The organism is Paraburkholderia graminis C4D1M (assembly GCF_000172415.1).
GTDB lineage: Bacteria > Pseudomonadota > Gammaproteobacteria > Burkholderiales > Burkholderiaceae > Paraburkholderia > Paraburkholderia graminis.
Genome location: NZ_ABLD01000001.1, coordinates 58,527 through 77,957 on the forward strand (window position 1 = coordinate 58,527; position 19,431 = coordinate 77,957).

General features: G+C 66.2%; 20 protein-coding genes. 11 read left to right on the forward strand and 9 right to left on the reverse strand.

What is annotated here, in order from left to right:
• Positions 1-134 precede the first annotated feature (134 nt).
• On the forward strand, positions 135-686 hold the full coding sequence (locus BGRAMDRAFT_RS00275; protein WP_006046602.1) for a dihydroneopterin aldolase: 552 nt from the start codon (positions 135-137) through the stop codon (positions 684-686).
• Positions 687-779: 93 nt separating this feature from the next.
• Here BGRAMDRAFT_RS00275 and BGRAMDRAFT_RS00280 read toward each other — a convergent pair whose 3' ends face one another.
• From BGRAMDRAFT_RS00280 to BGRAMDRAFT_RS00320, 9 genes are all read right to left on the reverse strand, one after another.
• Entirely contained in the window at positions 780-1,187 is a 408-nt protein-coding gene (locus tag BGRAMDRAFT_RS00280; RefSeq protein ID WP_006046603.1) for a hypothetical protein, read from the reverse strand.
• 94 nt (positions 1,188-1,281) lie between these two features.
• On the reverse strand, positions 1,282-1,791 hold the full coding sequence (gene fae, locus BGRAMDRAFT_RS00285) for a formaldehyde-activating enzyme (RefSeq protein WP_006046604.1): 510 nt from the start codon (positions 1,789-1,791) through the stop codon (positions 1,282-1,284).
• 146 nt (positions 1,792-1,937) lie between these two features.
• Complete coding sequence (locus BGRAMDRAFT_RS00290; protein ID WP_006046605.1) at positions 1,938-2,981, reverse strand: triphosphoribosyl-dephospho-CoA synthase; 1,044 nt, start codon at positions 2,979-2,981, stop codon at positions 1,938-1,940.
• Positions 2,965-4,041, reverse strand: a complete 1,077-nt coding sequence (locus BGRAMDRAFT_RS00295) for an ATP-grasp domain-containing protein (protein WP_006046606.1) — start codon at positions 4,039-4,041, stop codon at positions 2,965-2,967. Before BGRAMDRAFT_RS00295 ends, BGRAMDRAFT_RS00290 begins: the two co-directional genes overlap by 17 nt.
• Positions 4,038-5,087, reverse strand: a complete 1,050-nt coding sequence (gene mch / locus BGRAMDRAFT_RS00300; RefSeq protein WP_006046607.1) for a methenyltetrahydromethanopterin cyclohydrolase — start codon at positions 5,085-5,087, stop codon at positions 4,038-4,040. The genes BGRAMDRAFT_RS00295 and mch overlap by 4 nt, the downstream gene beginning before the upstream one ends.
• Complete coding sequence (locus BGRAMDRAFT_RS00305; RefSeq protein ID WP_006046608.1) at positions 5,050-6,279, reverse strand: ATP-grasp domain-containing protein; 1,230 nt, start codon at positions 6,277-6,279, stop codon at positions 5,050-5,052. Before BGRAMDRAFT_RS00305 ends, mch begins: the two co-directional genes overlap by 38 nt.
• 87 nt (positions 6,280-6,366) lie before the next feature.
• Positions 6,367-7,308 (reverse strand): NAD(P)-dependent methylenetetrahydromethanopterin dehydrogenase, encoded by a 942-nt coding sequence (locus BGRAMDRAFT_RS00310; RefSeq protein WP_006046609.1) that lies wholly within the window; start codon positions 7,306-7,308, stop codon positions 6,367-6,369.
• Between the two features lie 285 nt (positions 7,309-7,593).
• On the reverse strand, positions 7,594-8,622 hold the full coding sequence (locus BGRAMDRAFT_RS00315; protein WP_006046610.1) for a beta-ribofuranosylaminobenzene 5'-phosphate synthase family protein: 1,029 nt from the start codon (positions 8,620-8,622) through the stop codon (positions 7,594-7,596).
• A 204-nt stretch (positions 8,623-8,826) separates the two neighbouring features.
• Entirely contained in the window at positions 8,827-9,243 is a 417-nt protein-coding gene (locus tag BGRAMDRAFT_RS00320; protein WP_006046611.1) for a 4a-hydroxytetrahydrobiopterin dehydratase, read from the reverse strand.
• A gap of 547 nt (positions 9,244-9,790) precedes the next feature.
• On the opposite strand from BGRAMDRAFT_RS00320, the gene BGRAMDRAFT_RS00325 reads away from it, so the two are divergent.
• The 10 genes from BGRAMDRAFT_RS00325 (at position 9,791) to BGRAMDRAFT_RS00370 (ending at position 19,402) form a co-directional block, all read left to right on the forward strand.
• Positions 9,791-11,611 (forward strand): methanol/ethanol family PQQ-dependent dehydrogenase, encoded by a 1,821-nt coding sequence (locus BGRAMDRAFT_RS00325; protein ID WP_006046612.1) that lies wholly within the window; start codon positions 9,791-9,793, stop codon positions 11,609-11,611.
• 106 nt (positions 11,612-11,717) lie between these two features.
• Positions 11,718-12,137: a c-type cytochrome gene (locus tag BGRAMDRAFT_RS00330; RefSeq protein WP_006046613.1), complete on the forward strand. Its 420-nt coding sequence runs from the start codon at positions 11,718-11,720 to the stop codon at positions 12,135-12,137.
• Between the two features lie 28 nt (positions 12,138-12,165).
• Positions 12,166-13,077, forward strand: a complete 912-nt coding sequence (locus BGRAMDRAFT_RS00335; protein WP_006046614.1) for a substrate-binding domain-containing protein — start codon at positions 12,166-12,168, stop codon at positions 13,075-13,077.
• 122 nt (positions 13,078-13,199) lie between these two features.
• The gene (locus tag BGRAMDRAFT_RS00340) at positions 13,200-13,967 is read left to right on the forward strand and encodes a hypothetical protein (protein ID WP_051153870.1); all 768 of its coding nucleotides are present in this window, start codon (positions 13,200-13,202) and stop codon (positions 13,965-13,967) included.
• Between the two features lie 12 nt (positions 13,968-13,979).
• On the forward strand, positions 13,980-14,966 hold the full coding sequence (locus BGRAMDRAFT_RS00345) for a LysR family transcriptional regulator (protein WP_029965957.1): 987 nt from the start codon (positions 13,980-13,982) through the stop codon (positions 14,964-14,966).
• A gap of 53 nt (positions 14,967-15,019) precedes the next feature.
• Positions 15,020-16,039: an AAA family ATPase gene (locus BGRAMDRAFT_RS00350; RefSeq protein WP_006046617.1), complete on the forward strand. Its 1,020-nt coding sequence runs from the start codon at positions 15,020-15,022 to the stop codon at positions 16,037-16,039.
• A 3-nt stretch (positions 16,040-16,042) separates the two neighbouring features.
• Entirely contained in the window at positions 16,043-16,912 is an 870-nt protein-coding gene (locus BGRAMDRAFT_RS00355) for a DUF58 domain-containing protein (protein ID WP_044020005.1), read from the forward strand.
• Positions 16,909-17,844 (forward strand): hypothetical protein, encoded by a 936-nt coding sequence (locus tag BGRAMDRAFT_RS00360; protein ID WP_006046619.1) that lies wholly within the window; start codon positions 16,909-16,911, stop codon positions 17,842-17,844. Before BGRAMDRAFT_RS00355 ends, BGRAMDRAFT_RS00360 begins: the two co-directional genes overlap by 4 nt.
• Positions 17,841-18,830 (forward strand): vWA domain-containing protein, encoded by a 990-nt coding sequence (locus BGRAMDRAFT_RS00365; protein WP_006046620.1) that lies wholly within the window; start codon positions 17,841-17,843, stop codon positions 18,828-18,830. Before BGRAMDRAFT_RS00360 ends, BGRAMDRAFT_RS00365 begins: the two co-directional genes overlap by 4 nt.
• Positions 18,827-19,402 carry a hypothetical protein gene (locus tag BGRAMDRAFT_RS00370; RefSeq protein ID WP_006046621.1) on the forward strand — a complete coding sequence of 192 codons (576 nt, stop codon included), beginning with the start codon at positions 18,827-18,829 and terminating at the stop codon, positions 19,400-19,402. Before BGRAMDRAFT_RS00365 ends, BGRAMDRAFT_RS00370 begins: the two co-directional genes overlap by 4 nt.
• The last annotated feature ends 29 nt before the right edge of the window (positions 19,403-19,431 follow it).

The following is a 19,431-nucleotide window of genomic DNA, read 5'->3' on the forward strand; positions in this document are numbered from 1 at the left end:
GTACAGGCTGCGCCCGCTTTTTGCTTTTAATCAATGCACGCCGCACCGTGCTGCGCGCGCGGCTCATCCTGTACTACTTGCGTTTACCCGGGTTGCATCATTTAACTTGTTGCCGCTAGGCGGCGGAGTACACCATGGACCGTATCGACATCGCTCGCCTCGCGAGCTTCCCAATCGCCGCCTCGACCGCCGACACCGCCGCGCCACGCGCGAGCGCGCCGTGGGGCGCGCCTTCCGAAGCGCCGCCGGCGGGCCGCATGGACGTCGTGTTCATCGAAAACTTTATCGGTCAGACCATTATAGGAATCGACAGCAGCGAACTGCACGTGCCGCAACCCGTGCGCATGAATCTGGCGATCGGCGTACCGGCGCTGCGCGCGTGCGCGACCGATCGTATCGAGGACACCATCAACTATGCGGCGGTGCGCGCGGCGTTGCATGCGCTGCTGGAATCGCACGGCGTGCGTCTGCTGGAGGCGCTCGCCGAAGCGGTGGCGCGCCTGCTCATCAACGATTTCGGCGCGCACTGGGTACGCGTGGCGCTCGCCAAGCCGGCCAAATTCGACGACGTCGCGGCGGTCGGCGTGCAGATCGAACGGCAGCGCAGCGACATGCCGAAGCCGGCGGCTGCGCAAGGCGGTCTCGCGGATTATGCGTCGCTAGGTCAAGGGCTGATTCCGAATTGACGTGACGCGCGGCCGAACCGCATGCAATGGCATGGCCGGTTCGGTAGCGCACACTGTGGCGAACATAGTGCGGGCCGCGTGCCCGCGATTCTTCTACTTCGAAGCCGCCGTCTTGTCGGTGCCGAGCCCGCAGCTACGATAAGCGTCGGCCTGCAGCGCGCGGAATTTCTTCGTCTGAGCCTTCGCGTGGTCGACGCGAAACTCCGCGCCGCCTTCGCCGCCCAGCGACGCGTATCGGGAAAACGTGGATTGATCGACGAACTCGTCGTAGGGCAGCGCGGTCGCCATTCTGTCGATCACGCACGAGCATTTGTAGACGTTGGCGAAATCGTGTCCGTTGTCGTCCATGCACGCGAGCACGTATTCGACGCGGCCTGTCGTCGGGTAGTTGTAGCCTCCCGCCGGGCCAGCCGCTTTGGGCGCATCGCCGTCCGCCCAGGCGAGCGGTGCGGCGAGCGCGATGCAGGCACACGCCGCCAGCGCGCGACATCGTAGGGTCATCTCATGCCTCTTCAAAGCAATTGCACCGTGGCGCACTGCGAAGGTCCGCGCGGCAGCGCTGTGCGGCGGCGTGCGCGCGGACCCGAGCCATCGATCAGTTGGGTGCAAACGGATGGGCGACGCTGCTCTTCTTCTGTACCACTTCGGCAGCAGTCGGTTCGCCTCTCACCGCGCGCTGGATCGCCTCGCGCGTGGCCTTATAGTTGTACTCCTGAATTTTCTTGTCGTCCTCCGCCTGCCAGTGAATGAACACGCCGACGCACAGGAACAGGTCGTCGGCTTCGTCGGCCGGGATCGTGCCGTCCTCGACGCTGTCCGCGACGGCGAGCGCCACCGCATGCTGCGCTGGCCCGAACATCTGCACGGCCTGCTTCGCGCCCTTGATCGTCACCTTGTTGAAGAGGATCGTGTTCGGCTTGGCTAGCAGATTCGGCGCGACGACCGCGAGCAGCGATGTGAAGCCATCCTTATTGTTGGTGAGCGCATTGCAGAATGCGGTTTCCGCAGCGGAACCTCGCGGTCCCATCAGCAAGTCGATGTGTGCGACCTCGTTGCCGTCGCCGACGAGCGACTCTCCTATCAGGACGCGATTGATCTTGGCCATGCTGTTCCTCCGATGAGTGGAATGGGGGACTTGCCGACTGACTGACACGCCGCCCGCGACGCTCCTGGTCCGCGAACGCCCGGCGGCGGTTGATGCACGATGGCATTCACTAACAGGTTCCGTGCCAGAGCGTGGCGGGTTGGCGCTTATGGTGCGCTGTGAGTGCGGCTCGTGTTGTTCTCGTCGTCGAGACAAAGGGCAACGAAGAGCGTCGCCACGGTCAGGTCCGCGCTCGTGCCGGGGTTGATGGCGGCGGCTTTGAGTTCGGCGTCCCATGCGCGCAGTGGGTCGAATGCAGAGGGCGCTTCGAGTGTTTCGAGCGATGCGCCGGTCGCGCCGAGGCGGGCTTGCGCGAGCGTGCTTCGCCATTGCGCATGCCGTTCGCGTGCCGCAAGCGTGACACTCTGCGCCACGGCCGCGCCGTGCTTACGCACAATGTGCGAGTCGGGCCACGTGCTGAGGAAGGTGAGGAATAGGTTTAGGGTGGCGGCGAGCGTGACCTCACGCGCCGCGTTCAGCGCTTGCTCGCCATAAACTTCCCGCAAAGCGCCAAGCCCTGTTTCGAAGATGTCGCGAAAGCCTTCCGCATACTGACGCGCGATGCTGTCGCGCGCGGCGGCGAGCGCCATCGCGTCGCGCAGGCCGACCGTCGGCGCGTCGTGCACCGATTGCTCAGGCGCGTCGCCGAGACCGCCGGGATTTGCCAGCGCGATCGCACGGTACGCGAGGCGCGCGTCGTTAATGTCGAGCCGCGCGAGCACGCGTTCGGTCGCGGCTTGCCATGCGGGCGCCGACAGCGGATGCGCAGTCTGTTCGAGCGCCGCCGCGAGCGGCGCAACCAGCAGCAGAATGCCGAGATTCGTATTGCAGCCGACGGCCGCGCGCGTGCGCGTCACCGCGTCGAGCAGGCGCTGGCCGACCGGCGCACCGCGCGCGAGCAGCGCGTCGGCGGCGGCGTCGGCGCTCGCGAGGAACTGCGCCGCGCTCATGCCGTGTCCTTCGCTGTCCACGCTGACGTTGCCGGGCTTCGGCGTGTCGACGTCGAGGCGGCAGGCGGTCAAGAAGGCAGCGCGCATGCGCTCATGCGCCGTGGTGTCGGCATCGCGATGAGCGTCCGGATTCAACCAGCGGCCCGTCGAGCCGCCTGGCTCGTCGGCGCGACCGGATTCCGGCTCAACCATGACGCCCATGCAGCGCCACCACGGCCGCGTCGCCGGTTTCGGCAAGCGCGGACGTGCTGCGCTGCGCCGGCAGCTTGCGAAACAGCAGATCGTCGACGAGCGCAGCCGCAATATCGATCGGCGTCACCGATTGCAGGCCGCGCCACGCCGCCACGCCGTTCACTTCGAGTACGAGCGGCCGGGCGGCGTCGTGCGGATCGGGAATCAGATCGACGCCCGCATAGTCGAGCCCGAGCGCCTCGGCGGCGCGCACGGCGGTTTGCGCGAGCGGCGCGTCAAGCTCGGCGGGCTCGCACGTCGCGCCCTGCGCGAAGTTATGAATCCATCCCTTTCCGCCGGTGCGGCGCATCGCCGCCACCGCGCGCGCGCCGATCACCAGCACGCGCCAGTCGAAGCCGGCCCGTCCGCCGTCGATATAACGCTGCAGATACGCGACCTGGCTATAAGGTTTCAGCGAAGGCAGCGGCGCGAGCAGCGCAGACGCCGCGCGGCGCGCGCCGAGCCGCTTGAGCCCATGACCCTGCGAGCCGAACAGCGGCTTGAGCACGACCTGGCGGCCCGCCGCGGCCTCGCGCATCAGCACGCGCTGCGCGAACGCCGCCGATTCGCCCGCCCACGTCGCGGGCGTCGCCACGCCGTGGCGATGCAGCAGGAAGCTCGTCATCGATTTGTCGACGCTGCGTTCGATCGCACGCGCATCGTTATAGACCGGCACGCCCGATTCGCGCAGCGCGTGCAGGATGCCGAGCCGCAGCGTGACCTGCTCGAACGTGCCGCCGGCGATGCCGCGCACGAACACCGCATCGGGCAGCGTATGGCCGAAGCCGGGCAGCACGAGCCCGTGCGGTTGCCATGTCGTATCGATCCGGCAGTCGGCGAGGTCGACGCAGCGCGCCTCGGCGCCGCGCGCGCGAAACGCTTTTTTCAGGCGTCCGGTGTGCCAGCCGGTTTCGTCGGTCATGATCGCGATGCGCAGCGGGGCCGGCGCGGCTGACGTGTTCGTGCCGCCGTCGTCCTTTTCGGCCTTTTCGTCCGCTTTGGGGCATGCGAGCGGCAAGGGCAAGCTCATGGCTTGCCGCTCCATTGAGCGTGCAGCAGGTCCGCGTCGACGCTGCCGCCGTGATACGTCGCGCCGCTTTCCAGGCTGCTGACCCACACCTCGGCGGGAGCGAACAGCGCGGGATCGATCTGATAGAAGTCGTAGTTAAACGACGTGAAGATGTCCGCGAACGGGCGGCCGTGATCGCGCGAGTTCGACGCGGGCAACTCGGCGGCGAGCCGTTTTGCCACCGCATCGTGCCTGACCGTGAGATGCACCCGGCCGCCGTAGAGGATTGCGTCGTTGGTGCGGCCCATCGCCTGAACGCCGTCGGGCGCGGGCGGCGGCAACGGCGCGGAGCCGCCGGCTTCGACCACTTCATCCAGCGCGACGCCGAGCACGTGCGTCTTGTGCAGCGCAACTTCGACGACGCGCGCCACCACCTGCACCGTTCCCGCGACAGAGTGTGTCGGCGTGGTGACAAGCGTGAGCCGCTCGGGCGCGAGACCGCAGTCGGCGAGCACCTTGTCGATGATCACCTGAGGCGGCAGACGGTCCACTTCCAGCACCAGCGCGCCCCGGTCGTGATGGTCGCGATAGCCGAGTTCCGCGAAGAGCGGTTCCTTGACGGCAAGCGCGCGCGCCGGGCCCGAGCCCAGCGAGAAGAACTTCTTGCCGCCGGTCTGCTCCTTGGTGGCGGCGAGGCTCCATCCCGCGTATTGGCTGCCGAGGCAGGCGAGCACGGGCCACGAGGTGCGCACTTCGATCGTGCTCGGCCACAGCGGCCTTGCGTCCAGGCTCTCGCGCACGGTCACATGGCCGAGGCCCCCCATGCAGATGCGCGCGATCAGCACGCCCGCCGCGACGCTGCCCGGCGCGGCCACGCCCGCGTCGACCAGCACGGTGCCGTTCTCCGTGCGGCTGACGGCGGCGCCAAAGCGCGGCGCGTCGTCGACGAGACGCGCGACGAGGCGTTCGCTGAGCGCGTTCACGCTGAGCGCGGCTGCCAGCGCGGCTGCCAGCGGTGGACGGTTATCGTCAGGTGTGGCAGTGGAGGATGGCACGGTCGGGCTCATGGAAGGGCTCATGGCAGGTTTCGATTCGTTCAAGAACCAGCGTGTGCTGCGCGTCGAGCGCGTGCCGAACCGCGTCCACGGACGCTGCGCGCACGAGCAGCGTGCAGACCGGCTGGCCGGCTTCGAGCCGCGTGCCGGGCATCGGCACGTCGCGGCAGCGTGGATCGCGCAGGCAGGCGTCGCTGAATGCCTCGGACGCCGTGAACGGATGCGGCGCGAACAGCACCTGCTGGCCGGCGCAGCAGGCCGCGCGCGCGGGCTCGGCGGGCAGGCGGCCGAGGCGGCACGCGTCGATATGACAGGCGAGCAGGCCGCGCGGCCAGGCTTCGGGCGACGCGGTTTCGTAGAGCGTCATCGTCGACGACGGACGCGTGTTGATCTCGAGCACTTCGAACGACTCGCCGTCGAGCAAAAAGTCGCAACTGTTGATGCCGACGAGTCCGACTCGGGCGCACAGTGCGGCGATCGCCGCGCGCACCCGCATTTCGACGGCCGGCGGCAAGCCGATCGGACCGATGGAGCCGGCATGCACGAAGGGCAGCGTGCCCATCCTGCACGTGAGTTGTTGCGCGAAGCCGATCACGCGAGCGCTGCCGCGCGCGGCGACGAAGAGCGCCGACATCGGGCGGCCGCGGCTTTGGCGCTGGAAGTAGGCTTGCGGCGGAGTGTCGTGGGTGAGCGGGTCGCGCGCCGCAACCGCCGCAAGCGGCTCCACATGCGTCCCGCCGCAGCCATCCGCGCGTTTCATCAACCAGCCGTACGCCTCCCGAGGTCGTGTGAACGCAACCTGCGGATGCGGAATCTCCAGCTCGTCGAGCAGCGCAAAAAAACGCCGCGGATCGCGCACCTGAGCGCTGGCGTCGACGGAATTGCCGATGAAGCGCGGCAGACCCGGCGTGCTGCACAACTGCGCGATAAACGGCTCGAGCCCGCTTCCGTCGATCCAGCCGATCAGGCCCGGCAAGCGCGCGCTGCGGGCGAGCGCGTCCGTGAGCCGCGCGACGTCGATCGACAACGGGCCGCCGCCGATGTCGAACCACAGCTCCGACGCCTCGCGCGTGTCGCGGTCACCGAATATATCGAGCGCGACGACGCGCAGGCCCGCGCGCGCGGCGGACTGCGCAAGCATGCGCGCGGACAGCCCAGCCACCGCGACAAACGGCGCACGCGCCAAAGACGTACGCGCCGTCATGGCTGCTCCCGCAACGGCGCCACGCCGCGGTTGTGGTCGTGGTCCGTCAAGCGTGACATGACAAGATCCTGTCGCACGGCGCGCCGCTCAGCCGAGTCCGGCCGCGACGGCGCGGGCCTCGTCGAACGCCTGCGGAAAACTCAAATACACGGGCTTGCCGCCGGTGCGCATCCGCGTGAAAAGCCGGTGCTCGACCTGATACTTGACGTTGCCGATCGCGAGCGCGCCGATGCCGATCGCGCCGCCCGCAGTCGGCACGCCGTCGATCGGCTTGCCGTCGTTCATCACGTTCACGCCGGCAATGCCTTCGGGCGGCACGGCGTTGACATCGGCGGCGATCAGCAGGTGGCGCGCGTGGGCGAGGTCGTCGCGGCTCACCACCTGCACGCCGGCGACAGCCGTCGCCAGTACGATCTCGGCCTCGCCGAGCGCGGCGCGCAGTTCGTCGGACGTCGCCGTGCCCACGCCTTTCGTCACAATCTGGAAGCGCTGATTGAGCTCGTCGCTCACCCGCGTGGCGCGCGCCGCGTCGGTGTGGCTGGCGATGCAAACGTCGGCGCCCAGCGACGCCGCCATCGCCGCGGCCACACGCCCGACCGCGCCGGTGCCGCCGAGAATCAGCACGCGCTTGCCGCCCAGTTCCATGCCGTACGCCTTCGCGAGATGCCGCTCGGCGAGCGCGACGAGCGCGGCGGCGGTCGTGTACGCGCCGCTCGGGTCGGCGAATACCGACACCTCGAACGGCGGCACCATTGCCCGGCGCGCGCTGTCGAGCATGTCGGCGGCGAGCATCACGTCGCGTCCGCCGATGAAGATGCCGGTGCGCGCCACGCCTTTCGGCCCGCGCGAAAAGATCGCGTCCTGCGTAAGGTTCGCCACCATCCCCGCGTCGACGTTGCAGTACGGCACGATGATCTGGTAGCCGGCATCGGCGGCCATGTTCACGTCGAAGGGGCTCATCTGCGGCGTGGCCGTCAGCATGTGCAGGATGTACGGCCGTTCGGCGGGTTTTTCAGTGGTGTCGGACATGGCAGGGGGCTCGTTTCAATGGCGATGTCGTGGATTGCGCAAGGGAAGGGCCGAGAGAAGCCGCGCTCCCGTCGAGAGGACGCAAAAGGCGCGGGCTGGTACGCCATGCTGTTTGCGCGAGTCGCATGTCGTGGCGCGCGTCACGCTGGTGACGTTGATGGCGTTCGTGACGTCCGGGAGTTCGTGACGTGCGTCGCGTCGCGCGCGGTGCTGCGGCATCGCCAGCACGCGCAGCCCGTTCGTGAGCCGCCCGGTGCACGAATCGCGGCGCGGAGTAAAAGCACTTCATGCTGCGCCGATGCGGTGGTGCTGCCGCGCCTCGCTCGAGCGCACGGTGGCGCCGCGATTGCGTCCGCCGACGATCGTGCATTCGATCTGCGGCATGCCGCGCGTCGCTTCGCGCGCGGTGGCGAGCGCGGCTTCGGCGTCGCGCGCGCTGCCGACGATCGCGAAACCCGTCGGACCCCATGAACTCTGGCCGATGCCCGCGGTGCGTTGCGCGGCCACCGCGCGCAGCGCGCGCTCGACGCCGGGGCTCGTGAACACGCCGCCCTGCACGGGCGCGAAATATTCGCCGATGGTCTGCTGCATCTCCGTGAGGCCGTGCGCGAACGGCACGATGTTGCGTTCGGCGGCGCCCGGCAGGATTTTCATCAGCACGAGGTGGCACAGATGCGCGGCGAGTCGCTGAGGAAACGGCGCGAGCGCCGCGAGACCGCGCCGTTCTTCGGGGCCGTGCAGACCTTCTCGCGCGGTGTCGCTGACGAGCAGCACGCGCCAGTTCTCGGGAAACGGCTGGCGTGCAAGTAGCGGCGGCACGCCCGGCCGCAAATCGCCGGACGGCCCGCCGTCGACCAGCAGGCCGCCGGAATCGAAGCCGAGCACGCCGATTCCCGAACGCGCGCCACGGCCGAGCAGGCTCGCCAGTTCGGCCGTCGTCGCCAGATGGCCGAGCAGCCGCACGAACGCCATGCCGACCGCAAGCGCGAGTTGCGTGCCCGAGCCGAGCCCGGTGTGCGCGCGCGGCATCTGCGTGACCTGGATCGCGACCGGCGTGGGGTCGAACGCGGCATGCAGCCGTTCGAGACAGATCGCGATGCGCTCGCGCTCCGCGTCCGATAGCGCGCCGCTAATGCTGTCGCGCTCGGCGAAGCGCGCTTCGATGCGAGTGCCGCCGCCGTCGATCATCAGTCCGACGCTGCCGAACGCGCGCCCAAGCGACGCGTTCGGATCGAGAAAGCCCAGATGCAGCCGCGCGGGGGCGTCGACCGTCACGGTGGCGTCAGGCGAAAGGCGGCGAACGTGAAGCTGCATCGCGAGTGTCCTTGTTCATGCGTGACCCGATGGCGCTCGAGCGGGAGGAATCGTCACGCGGCCATTGGTGTGGCCGTGACTGTGACTGTGGCCACGAGCGCGGCCATGAGCGCGGCCATGAGCGCGGCCATGAGCGCCATCGCGCGACGCTCGGCGCAGGACGTCAAGCGAAAGGCGTACCAGGCTGCCGCGCGATGCGTCGCGTCAACCGCCTTCCGATGTTTCCGGCGCCTGCGATGGCTTCGGCGCGTCGTACTTGATATAGCGGAAGCGCTGGTCGTCGGTGGGCGTGCCTTCCAGTGGACCGCCCTCGGTGGCCGGCTGCCACTGGATGAACGACTCGATCTTGCCGGCGAGCGCGAAGTCCTTGTCGGTGATGCCCTTCGCCGAATGCGTCTTGAGCTTCACGATCACGAATGCATAGGAGACCGTCAGATCCGGGTGATGCCAGGCGGCCTCCGCGAGATGACCCACCGCGTTTACCACCATCAGCGTTCCCTTCCAGCCTTCGGTGCGGTATTTGCGCCGCAACCAGCCGTCTTCGACGTACCAGTGCTGTAGCGGACCGACGAGACGTTGCTGGATCTCGTCGTCGGAATAGACCTTTTCTGTGCTTGCCATGATCGCTGCTCCGCAAATGTTGGATCGCAAAGTCGGATCGCAATGTTGAATCGATCGCTCGGCCTCATGTTGCGCTGCAATTGATGCGCCATGCGACTGGCGGATGGCCCGACGCATCGCGCGAACCGCTTCGCATGCAGCCTGCCTCGCGACGGACACGCTTCGTATCGGGCCATGACACAGTATGTCCCACATGCCGCGCATCGGTGGTGTCACGGCGTGACACAGTTGGGCGGCGTCGAGCGTGATCGTCCGCCGTTGCCGTTTGATCCACGTGTCACATGCCAAGGCCGACGACGCCCGACGCGCCGCGCGCGGCTTGATGCGATGTGACCGCGCGGCGTTTGACGCTCGCCTCGTAACAGCGCCTGCGCTGTGCGCCGCTGCCGCATCGGCATGGAATATGCGTTGGCCGACATGCGCCGCAAAACCCGACAACGATCGGGAATGGCGTTGATCGTTACCCTGCTCCGTGGTGGCGCGCCCGGTGCTGCGAGGTAGCGTGGGTCATTCGTGAGTTGAACAGCAAGACCATTCTGGAGGAGACATGAACTTACGCACCACGGTTCTTGGGCTCGCGATCCTCGCGTCGGCAGCCTTGAGCTCTATCGTTGCACAGGCCGATTCGCAGCTCGACGGGCTCATGAAAAGTCCGTCTAACTGGGCGGCTCAGGCAGGCGATTATGCCAACCACCGCTACAGCCCACTCAAGCAGATCAACGAAAGCAACGTCGGCAAACTTCAGGTCGCATGGACCATGTCGACCGGCGTGCTGCGCGGCCATGAAGGCGCGCCGCTCGTGATCGGCGACACCATGTATATCCACTCGCCGTTCCCTAACAAGGTGATTGCGATCAACCTCAAGGATCAGACTTTCATCTGGCAGTACCAGCCGAAACAGGACGACTCGGTTGTGTCCGTGATGTGCTGCGACACCGTTAATCGCGGGCTCGCTTATGGCGACGGCAAGATCTTCCTGCAACAGGCCGACACCAAGCTCGTCGCGTTGAACGCGAAAACCGGCGACGTCGTGTGGAGCGCGCAGAACGGCAATCCGAAAGCCGGCGAAACCAACACCAATGCGCCGCACGTATTCGGCGACAAGGTGCTGACGGGCATCTCGGGCGGCGAGTTCGGCGTTCGCGGACGCCTGATCGCCTACGACATCAAGACGGGCAAGCCGGTCTGGACCGCATTTAGCACGGGCCCGGACAAGGACATGCTGATGGACCCCGACAAGACGATGACCTACACCGACGGCAAGATGGTGCCGGTTGGCGCAGACTCGTCGCTGAAGTCATGGAAGGGCGATCAGTGGAAGCTGGGCGGCGGCACCACGTGGGGCTGGTATGCGTGGGACCCGAAGCTCAACCTTGTCTACTACGGCACCGGCAATCCGGGCACATGGAACCCGACGCAGCGTCCCGGCGACAACAAGTGGTCGATGTCGATCATGGCCCGCGATCTGAATACCGGCATGGCGAAGTGGGTCTATCAGATGACGCCTCACGACGAGTGGGACTATGACGGCGTCAATGAAATGATCCTGTCGGATCTGACCATCGACGGCAAGAAGGTGCCCGCCATCGTTCACTTCGACCGCAACGGCTTCGGCTACACGTTGAACCGCGAGAGCGGCCAACTGCTCGTCGCGCAGAAGTACGATCCGGCCGTGAACTGGGCGGACAGCGTGGACCTGAAGAGCGGCAAGCCGATTCGCAACGCGGCGTATTCGACGCAGGCAGCCGGTTCGGATCACAACGTGAAGGGCATCTGTCCGGCGGCGCTCGGCTCGAAGGACCAGCAGCCCGCGGCGTTCGACCCGAACTCGAGCCTCTTCCTCGTGCCGACGAATCACGTTTGCATGGACTACGAACCGTTCGATGTCGATTACGTGTCGGGTCAGCCGTATGTGGGCGCGACGCTGTCGATGTATCCGGGTCCGAACGAGAACAACGCGATGGGCAACTTCATCGCGTGGGATGCGGCGAAGGGCAAGATCGTCTGGTCCAAGCCGGAGAAGTTCTCGGTGTGGTCGGGCGCGCTCGCCACCGCTGGCGGCATCGCGTTCTACGGCACGCTCGAAGGCTACCTGAAGGCAGTCCGCATCAAGGACGGCAAGGAACTGTGGCGCTTCAAGACGCCGTCGGGAATCATCGGCAACGTGTTCACGTATCAGTATCAGGGCAAGCAATACGTGGGCGTGTACTCGGGCATCGGCGGCTGGGCCGGCATCGGCATGGCGGCAGGACTCGAGAAGTCGACGGAAGGTCTGGGCGCAGTGGGCGGCTATCGCGAACTCGCGAAGTACACGGCGCTCGGCGGCACGCTGTTCGTGTTCGCCATTCCGGGCGGTGCCGGCGGTTAATCAACGGCTGGTTCAATAACAGTTGGTTCAATTGAGTCATGGGTCCGCGTCGCTGCACGAAGCAGCCGGCGCGGCCCTTTCCCGAGGATCGAGGAGACATCTGCATATGAAAGGCCGATCAATCTTGTTGGGAGCGGCGTTGCCGGTCCTTTTCGTCGTGCTGCCTGTCGCGTACGCTCAGACCAATCCCGCGATTGCCCAGGTGGCGTACAAGGTGGTCGACGGCAGCAAGGTGGACAGCAACACGTTGCAAGGATGGAAGACCTGGCGCGCGCTTGCCTGTGAACGCTGCCACGGCGCGCAGCAGCAGGGCATGGTGGGGCCGTCGCTCGTCGAGGCGTTCAAGACGCTCGACAAGAACGAGTTTCATCGCACCGTGTTTGGCGGGCGGGTCGAGAAAGGCATGCCCGACTTCAGTTCCAGCCAGATGATGCAAAAGAACTGGGAGAACCTTTACGCCTATCTGAAAGGGCGTTCGGACGGGCAGATCAAGCCCGGCGATCTGCAGGCCATCGACGCAAAATAGCGTGCGGCTTTACTTCAGGAGGTGATCGATGCGTCATCGTCATTCAATGCACGTGCATGCGGCGCTCGTGGCAGGCGCGCTTTGCTATGCGGCGCTCGCAAGCGGCGCAGTGCGCGCCCAGGGCGAGGCGCTGCCCAACAACGACGGCGCCGACGGCGTGCTGCGCGTCTGCGCGGACCCGAACAACATGCCCCTGTCGAACAACAAGGGCGAAGGTTACGAGAACCGCATCGCGAGCCAGATGGCGAGCGACTTCGGCTACAAGCTCGAATACACGTATTTTCCGCAGCGCATGGGCTTCGTGCGCCATACGTTGCGCGAGAAGGTGGCCGATACCGGCGCGTACAAATGCGATCTGATCATCGGCGTGCCGAAAGGCTACGACATGACATCGACCACGCAGCCCTATCTGCGCTCGACCTATGCAATGGTGTTCAAGAAGCGGCCCGAACTGGCCGGCATCAATACGCCCGACGATCTGCTCAAGCTGCCGCCCGATCAACTTCATAAGCTGCGTTTCGGCATCTTCACGCAGACGCCTGCCGTCGACTGGCTGCTCGGTCATAACCTGATCGATCAGGCGGTGTCGTATCAGGTGCAAAGCGGCGACCCGCAGGAATATCCCGGCCAGATGATCGAACGCGATCTGCAGGCGGGCAATGTCGACGTGGTGTTTCTGTGGGGGCCGATTGCCGGTTACTTCGCGAAGCGCTCCGGCGATTCGGTGAAGCTCGTGCCGTTCCCGGCCACGCCGGGCATCCGCTTCGACTATACGATTTCGATGGGCGTGCGCTACGGCGAGAAAGCGTGGAAGGACAAGGTCGATCAATGGATCGGCGCGAACCATGACAAGATCGACAGCATTCTCACGAGCTATGAAGTGCCGCTGCTGAAACCGGTCGACGCACCGGCGGGCAAACCCGCGGACGCGTCGCCATGACGGCGGAGTGTGGTGGGTTTCCCGGCGGTATTCCTGACGACGGCGTGAGCGGCGGTATCAGCAACGGCAGGCGGCGCGTGCTCGCGGCGTGCGCCGCGAGCATCGCATGCGTGACGGGCGCAATGGGTGCGATGGGCGTCGTTGTAGCCAACGCGCAAGCGGCCACGCCTGCACCCGCATCCGCGCCGGGCGCGAGCGATATTTCGCCCGCCGAGCGCCTCATCTTTACGACCGATCATCTGCACGGCGTCGAGCAGCAAACCGAACTCGACTACGCGTTGCTCAGCTCCGACGCGTCCGCGCACGGCAGCGACACCGTCAAGGTACTCGTGACGAGCGCCGACAATGCGAAGGGCGACGCCCAGGTGTCCGATAAACGCGGCGCGGTTCCGTTGCCGAACGGCGGCTTGCAGTGCAATCCCGTCATCATCTATTTTCTCGAGCGCGACATCGCCGAGATGGAGCAGTTGACGGGCGGAAAACGCCGCTATTTCCAGCAGCGCCTGCGGCTCGCGCTCGCCGCCGGGCCGAAGATCGAAACGGTGACGAGCCAGATCGGCGGCAAGGCGGTGAAGGCGCAGCAGATCGTCGTGCAGCCGTATCTCGACGATCCCAACGCCGCGCGTTTTCCGCAATACACGGGCAAGCGCTATACGTTTCTGATCGCGAGTACGGTGCCGGGCCAGGTCGCGATGATTCGCACGGAAGTGCCGGGCGCCAACAACGATTTCGCGCATCCGCTGCAAAGCCGCGCGCTCAGTTTTCAGGCTGTGTTGCGCAAGCTGACGCCGCCGGGGAATGCACCGAACGCGCCTGGCGCGCCGAACAACGCGCCGCGTTCGCCGAACGAGCCCGTCACGCCGTCGAACGCGCCGCGCGCGAGCCGGTAGCGGCGCATGGCCTTGAATTTCATCCGCTCGCTCACGCTGCGTCAGTTGCAGATTTTCGTCGTGGCGAGCCGCTATACGAGCTTCGCGCGCGCGGCCGAGGAGTTGCATCTGACGCAGCCGGCCGTGTCGATGCAGATTCATCAACTCGAGGAAGCCGTGGGCCTGCGTCTGTTCGAACGGATTGCGCGCAAGCTCGCATTGACCGAGGCCGGCGAGAAGTTCAGCCATCACGCGAGCCGCATTCTCGGCGAGATCAAGGACGCCGAAGATGCGATGACCTCGCTCAAGCAGGCCGACAGCGGCTCGATCGCGGTGGGCATCGTCAGTTCCGCGACGTATTTCGCGCCCAAGCTGCTCGCGATGTATTCGCGCATCTACCCGAAAGTCGACGTTCACTTTTCGGTCGGCAATCGCGACGCGCTATTGCGTCTGTTGCAGGACAACGCGATCGATCTCGCGATCATGGGCCGGCCGCCGCCGGAGTTGGACACGACGACCGAGCCGCTCGCATGGCATCCGCAAGTGGTGATCGCGCCGGTCGATCATCCGCTCGTCGGCGCACAACGGTTCGATTTGCAGGAGCTGCGCGGCGATACGTTTCTGGTGCGCGAGCCCGGTTCGGGCACGCGCATGGCCGCGGAGGAAATGTTCCGCCAGCATTTGTTCACGCCCGCGAAAGTCGTCACGCTGGGCAGTAACGAAACGATCAAGCAGGCGGTGATCGCGGGCATGGGCGTGAGCCTCATTTCGCTGCATACGCTGCTGCTCGAACTGCGTACCGGCGAACTCGCCCTGCTCGATGTGAACGGCACGCCGATCGAGCGGACGTGGCAGATCGTGCATTTGCGCGCCAAGCAGCTTTCGCCGACCTGCATGATCTTCCGGCAGTTCCTGCTCGAGGAGGCCGCAGCTTATCTGGAGCGCGAGTATGCGGGGTTCGTGCCGTCGCCGGGAAGATCGAAGGTTCTGTTAAAGGCAGTCGACGACGCATCCGCGTGAAGCGTTTTTCTTGCCGGCGGCGCGGTGTGTGCCCGCCATAGGAGATTGCACCGATGGGTTCCAGCGAACAGCTTCAGGATTGGCGTCTGCACGCGCTGCATATCGAGGAAGAAGTCGCGGGCGCGGTGATCGGCCAGTCGCAGGTGATCCGGCTCATCACCGTGGCGCTGTTTGCGCGCGGCCATGTGCTGCTCGAAGGCGGCGTCGGCGTCGGCAAGACGACCGTGTTGCGCGCGTTTGCGCGCGTGGTGGGCGGCGAGTTCGAGCGCGTCGAAGGCACGATCGATCTGATGCCGGGCGATCTCGTCTATCACACCTATGTCGATGCCGAAGGCAGGCCGCGTATCGATCCCGGTCCGCTTCTGCGGCACGGCGAGCGGCTCACCACGTTCTTCTTCAACGAGATCAATCGAGCGCGTCCGCAGGTGCAGTCGCTGCTGTTGCGTGCGATGGCCGAGCGTTCGGTGTGGGCGTTCGACCGCGAATATCGTTTTCCGCACATGACGGTGTTCGCGGATCGCAACAAGGTCGAGAAGGAAGAGACGTTCGAACTGGCGTCGGCGGCGCGCGACCGTTTTCTCTTCGAACTCGGCATGCCGACGCCCGACGACACCGAGGTGCGCCGCGCGCTCGTGTTCGATGCCGACTATCACGACGTCGACCGGCTGCTCGCGCGTCTTTCTCCGGCCATCGTGCCGTGGGAGCAGTTGAACCAGATCGGCGCGGCGATCCAGCACAGCGTGCAATCGAGCGAGACGATAGAGCGCTACGTGCTGGACATCTGGCAGGCTACCGAAACGCCGCAGCGCTTCGGCATCGCGCTCGACGGCGTGGACATGGAGCGGCTCATCCTGGCGGGCGCGAGTCCGCGCGGGATGAGCGCGCTCTTGCGCGCGGCGCGTGTGGTCGCGTGGCTCGCGGGCCGCACGCATCTGATTCCCGAGGACATTCACGCGGTGCTGCTGCCCGCGCTGGGCCACCGCGTGTTCTTCACGCCGATCTACGAATTGCGCCGCCAGGAACTCTCGGAGGCGTTGATGACGCAGATCGTCGGCAGACTGGCGGTGCCTTGAGCGATGAACGAGATAGCGGAATTCCACTACCGTTTGCCGATGCGCTCATCGGGCGTTCGGCCCGGCTCGCATCGTGGATCGAGCTTCGGCGCTGGCCAGGAATTCGCGATGCACGGGCGCCTCTTCGACTATCCCGATCCGCGCCGTCTCGATCTGCGGGCGAGCGTGCGCGCGGCGCGCTCCGAATGGCTCGTGCGGGTGCATTTGCAGCGCGCGGCGGTGCCGGTGCAGGTGCTTGTCGATGTGTCCGCGTCGATGCGCTTCGGCAGCCGTCAAACGAAACTGGAGGTGGCCGCGGATTTCGTCGAGGCATTGGGTTATAGCGCGTTTCGTGTGGGCGATCCGTTGGGCATGCTCGCCTTCGATCATGCTTCACGCGACGATCTTTTCATGCCGGCGCGCTCGGGCCGCGGCATCGGCAATCTGCTCGCGACGATGCTGCGCGGGAGTGAGAGCGCGGCGTCGAATGACGTCGGCGAAAGTGCGGACGCACTGCGGCGCGTCGCGTCGACGCTGGCGGGCCGTCAGGCGCTGGTCTTTATCGTCTCCGATTTCCACTGGCCGCTCGCGGCCTTACCCGCCGCGCTCGACTTGCTGGTGCATTCGTACGTCGTGCCAATCGTCATATGGGACGCAGCGGAGACCGTGCCGCCCGCGGGCGGTCCGCTGCTCGCGGTCAGCGATGCCGAGTCCGGCGCGCGGCGCACGCTGTGGCTGAGCGCCGGCGTGCGGGAGCGTTGGCGCGAAGGCGTTGCAACACGCCGCGGCGAACTCTCGCAGATGTTCGGCAAGCGCGCGATCCAGCCGTTTTTTATCGAAAGCGCTTTCGATCCGGAGGCCATGTCGCGCTACTTTCTGGAGGCCGTTGCATGAGATTCGGGGGAACGCTACGCCGCATACGGGCCGCGACGATCGTCGCTATCGTGCTGCTGCCTTCGCTATTGCCGTCCACGAACGCAGCAGCCGCGAGCGGCGCCGTATTCCAGCCGACCGTGCAGGAGCCGCGCGCATTCGGCTATCTGCTCGGCGATGTCCTCACGCAACGCATACTGCTGCAAGACGGCGACCGCGAGATTGGCTCGGTGACGCCGCCTTCGCTCGGCCGCACCGATACGTGGCTCGAGCGCCGGCGCGTTCGCACCGAGACCGACGACGAGGGCCGCCGCTGGATGGCGATCGACTATCAGCTCGTCAACGTGCCGACCGCGCTCACGCAGATTGCGTTGCCCGCGTTGACGCTGCCGTCGTCGTCGGGCGCGACGCTGCGCGTCGCCGAGTGGCCGATCAGCATCGGTCCCGCGACGCCTGCGAATCCGTTCAATGCCGGCGATCTGCAAGCGCTGCGGCCCGACCGCCAGGCTTTGCCGCTGTCCACTGCGCCGCTGCGCCGGCAGGCCGGCATCGCTGCGGGCTTGTCGTTGCTGACCTTGTTCTCGTGGGCCGGCTGGTGGTGGTGGCGCAATGCGCGCGAGTCGGCGCGGCTGCCGTTCGCGCGCGCGTGGCGGCAAATGCGGCGCATGCAACGCGCGCAGCGCGACCCCGAGCCGCGCATGGATGCCTCCACGGATGCGTGGCTTTGCCTGCATCGCGCGTTGAACGAAACGGCGGGTCATGTCGTGCATGGCGGTTCGCTGCCGGCGCTGTTCGCGCGGGCGCCGTATTTGCAACCGTTGCGCGCGCAACTGGAGCAGTTCTACCGGCAATCGGCGGAACGCTTTTTCGTGCGCGCGTCGACCGCCGAGGCCTATCCGCTCAAGACGCTGTGCGAGGCGCTGTATCGCGCGGAACAGCGTCATCAGCGATGAACAATATGGCGCTCGACTTCGCTCATCCCTGGCTGCTCGCGCTGCTGCCGCTCGCATTGCTGCCGCTGCTGCCGCGCCGCGCCGACACGCTCGCGTTTTCGTGGATCGCGTGGCTGCCGGACGATCGCGCGGGACGCTGGATCGGCGCCGTCGCGCAGGGCAGCGCCGTGCTGGCGATGCTCGCGATCGTCGTCGGTCTGGCCGGTCCTGGGCGCTCGCATCGCGAGGTATTGCGCACGGGCAGCGGCGCGCAGATTCTGATTCTGATGGACCGCAGCGCCAGCATGGACGAGCCGATCAACAGCAAGGGCGTTGAGGTCAGCGCGGGCGAATCGAAGAACAAGGTGGCGCGCGCTTCGTTGACGGAGTTCGTCGCGCAGCGGCCGAACGACCGGCTCGCGTTCATGATGTTCGGCACGAGCCCGTTGCTGGCGATGCCGTTCACGTACGACCATCGCGCGATCGACGCCGCCATCGCCGGTACGAGCGTGGGCCGCGGCATGCCCGACACGCAACTCGATCTCGGGCTGCTGACTGCGATCGGCGAATTCAATCAGCAACATTCGTCGAGCCGCCGCGCAATCGTGCTCGTCTCCGACGGCGGCGCGAAGCTGAACGCGCGTGTGCGTCAACTGATTGAAGACGGCCTGCTGCGCAATGACATCGCGCTCTACTTCATCTACTTGCGAAGCAGCATTTACAGTCCCGACCTGAATGCGAAGGTGCCGGCGAGCGAGTCGTCGGCGGAAGCGGAATTGCACCGCTATTTTCTTTCGCTGAAGACACCTTATCGTTTGTTCCAGACGGGTAATGCAAAAGCAATGAGGGACGCGATGGCCGAAATCAACCGGCAGCAGAATGCGCAGACGACGTTCGTCGAGCGTTTGCCGCGCGAGGATCTGAGTTCGTATTGCTTGGCGGCAGCGCTTGCGAGTTGCGTGCTGCTCATCGCATTGCGGTTCTTTCAGGTTCGGGTGTGGGCATGAAGCGCGCGTCGGTGCATGTCATCTTCGGGGCCGTCGCGCTGTGCTGCGCAGCGGTGGCCGCTTATGACGGGCTGCGGTTGCGTCACGCGGAGGAGGTGAACCAGGTCGTGGCCGCCAGCGCTACCGCTACCGCCGGCAAGGCAGCCGCGAAGCAGGCGCCGCGCAGCGCCGGCAGCATGGACGACGCGCCGCAAGTCAGACTCGCGCGCGCGATCGCGCTGTCGAAAGAGGGCGCTTACGACACGGCGGGTCCTCTCTTCGAGTCGCTGATTCGCGAGCAACCCGAGAGCGACACTGGACGCGCTGCGCTGTTCGATCTCGGCAATCTGTATCTGCGCCAGGGCATCGGACATAGCCCTGCGGGCGCGGTCGAATCGCTTGCGATGGTCGAGGAAGCGAAAGCCCGCTATCGAAGCCTGCTGCGCATTGCACCCGACGATTGGGACGCGCGCTACAACCTCGAACGTGCGTTGTGGCTCGCGCCCGAGACGCGTTCCGCGTCAAGTGCGCCTGACGTCAAGGAGCAGCACGACATCAAGGTGCGCGACCCCGAAAGCAGGGACTTGCCGTGAGCCTGCGCGCATCCATGCGAGGCTTTTTC

What these genes read in the sequence shown, in the direction of transcription:
- BGRAMDRAFT_RS00350 (WP_006046617.1), top strand. Translation starts at nt 15,020, where the DNA reads ATGGGTTCCAGCGAACAGCTTCAGGATTGGCGTCTGCACGCGCTGCAT.
- BGRAMDRAFT_RS00325 (WP_006046612.1), top strand. Translation starts at nt 9,791, where the DNA reads ATGAACTTACGCACCACGGTTCTTGGGCTCGCGATCCTCGCGTCGGCA.
- mch (WP_006046607.1), bottom strand. Translation starts at nt 5,087, where the DNA reads ATGAGCCCGACCGTGCCATCCTCCACTGCCACACCTGACGATAACCGT.
- BGRAMDRAFT_RS00320 (WP_006046611.1), bottom strand. Translation starts at nt 9,243, where the DNA reads ATGGCAAGCACAGAAAAGGTCTATTCCGACGACGAGATCCAGCAACGT.
- BGRAMDRAFT_RS00310 (WP_006046609.1), bottom strand. Translation starts at nt 7,308, where the DNA reads ATGTCCGACACCACTGAAAAACCCGCCGAACGGCCGTACATCCTGCAC.
- BGRAMDRAFT_RS00315 (WP_006046610.1), bottom strand. Translation starts at nt 8,622, where the DNA reads ATGCAGCTTCACGTTCGCCGCCTTTCGCCTGACGCCACCGTGACGGTC.
- BGRAMDRAFT_RS00370 (WP_006046621.1), top strand. Translation starts at nt 18,827, where the DNA reads ATGAAGCGCGCGTCGGTGCATGTCATCTTCGGGGCCGTCGCGCTGTGC.
- fae (WP_006046604.1), bottom strand. Translation starts at nt 1,791, where the DNA reads ATGGCCAAGATCAATCGCGTCCTGATAGGAGAGTCGCTCGTCGGCGAC.
- BGRAMDRAFT_RS00355 (WP_044020005.1), top strand. Translation starts at nt 16,043, where the DNA reads ATGAACGAGATAGCGGAATTCCACTACCGTTTGCCGATGCGCTCATCG.
- BGRAMDRAFT_RS00295 (WP_006046606.1), bottom strand. Translation starts at nt 4,041, where the DNA reads ATGAGCTTGCCCTTGCCGCTCGCATGCCCCAAAGCGGACGAAAAGGCC.
- BGRAMDRAFT_RS00360 (WP_006046619.1), top strand. Translation starts at nt 16,909, where the DNA reads ATGAGATTCGGGGGAACGCTACGCCGCATACGGGCCGCGACGATCGTC.
- BGRAMDRAFT_RS00280 (WP_006046603.1), bottom strand. Translation starts at nt 1,187, where the DNA reads ATGACCCTACGATGTCGCGCGCTGGCGGCGTGTGCCTGCATCGCGCTC.
- BGRAMDRAFT_RS00365 (WP_006046620.1), top strand. Translation starts at nt 17,841, where the DNA reads ATGAACAATATGGCGCTCGACTTCGCTCATCCCTGGCTGCTCGCGCTG.
- BGRAMDRAFT_RS00305 (WP_006046608.1), bottom strand. Translation starts at nt 6,279, where the DNA reads ATGACGGCGCGTACGTCTTTGGCGCGTGCGCCGTTTGTCGCGGTGGCT.
- BGRAMDRAFT_RS00335 (WP_006046614.1), top strand. Translation starts at nt 12,166, where the DNA reads ATGCGTCATCGTCATTCAATGCACGTGCATGCGGCGCTCGTGGCAGGC.
- BGRAMDRAFT_RS00330 (WP_006046613.1), top strand. Translation starts at nt 11,718, where the DNA reads ATGAAAGGCCGATCAATCTTGTTGGGAGCGGCGTTGCCGGTCCTTTTC.
- BGRAMDRAFT_RS00275 (WP_006046602.1), top strand. Translation starts at nt 135, where the DNA reads ATGGACCGTATCGACATCGCTCGCCTCGCGAGCTTCCCAATCGCCGCC.
- BGRAMDRAFT_RS00290 (WP_006046605.1), bottom strand. Translation starts at nt 2,981, where the DNA reads ATGGGCGTCATGGTTGAGCCGGAATCCGGTCGCGCCGACGAGCCAGGC.
- BGRAMDRAFT_RS00340 (WP_051153870.1), top strand. Translation starts at nt 13,200, where the DNA reads ATGGGTGCGATGGGCGTCGTTGTAGCCAACGCGCAAGCGGCCACGCCT.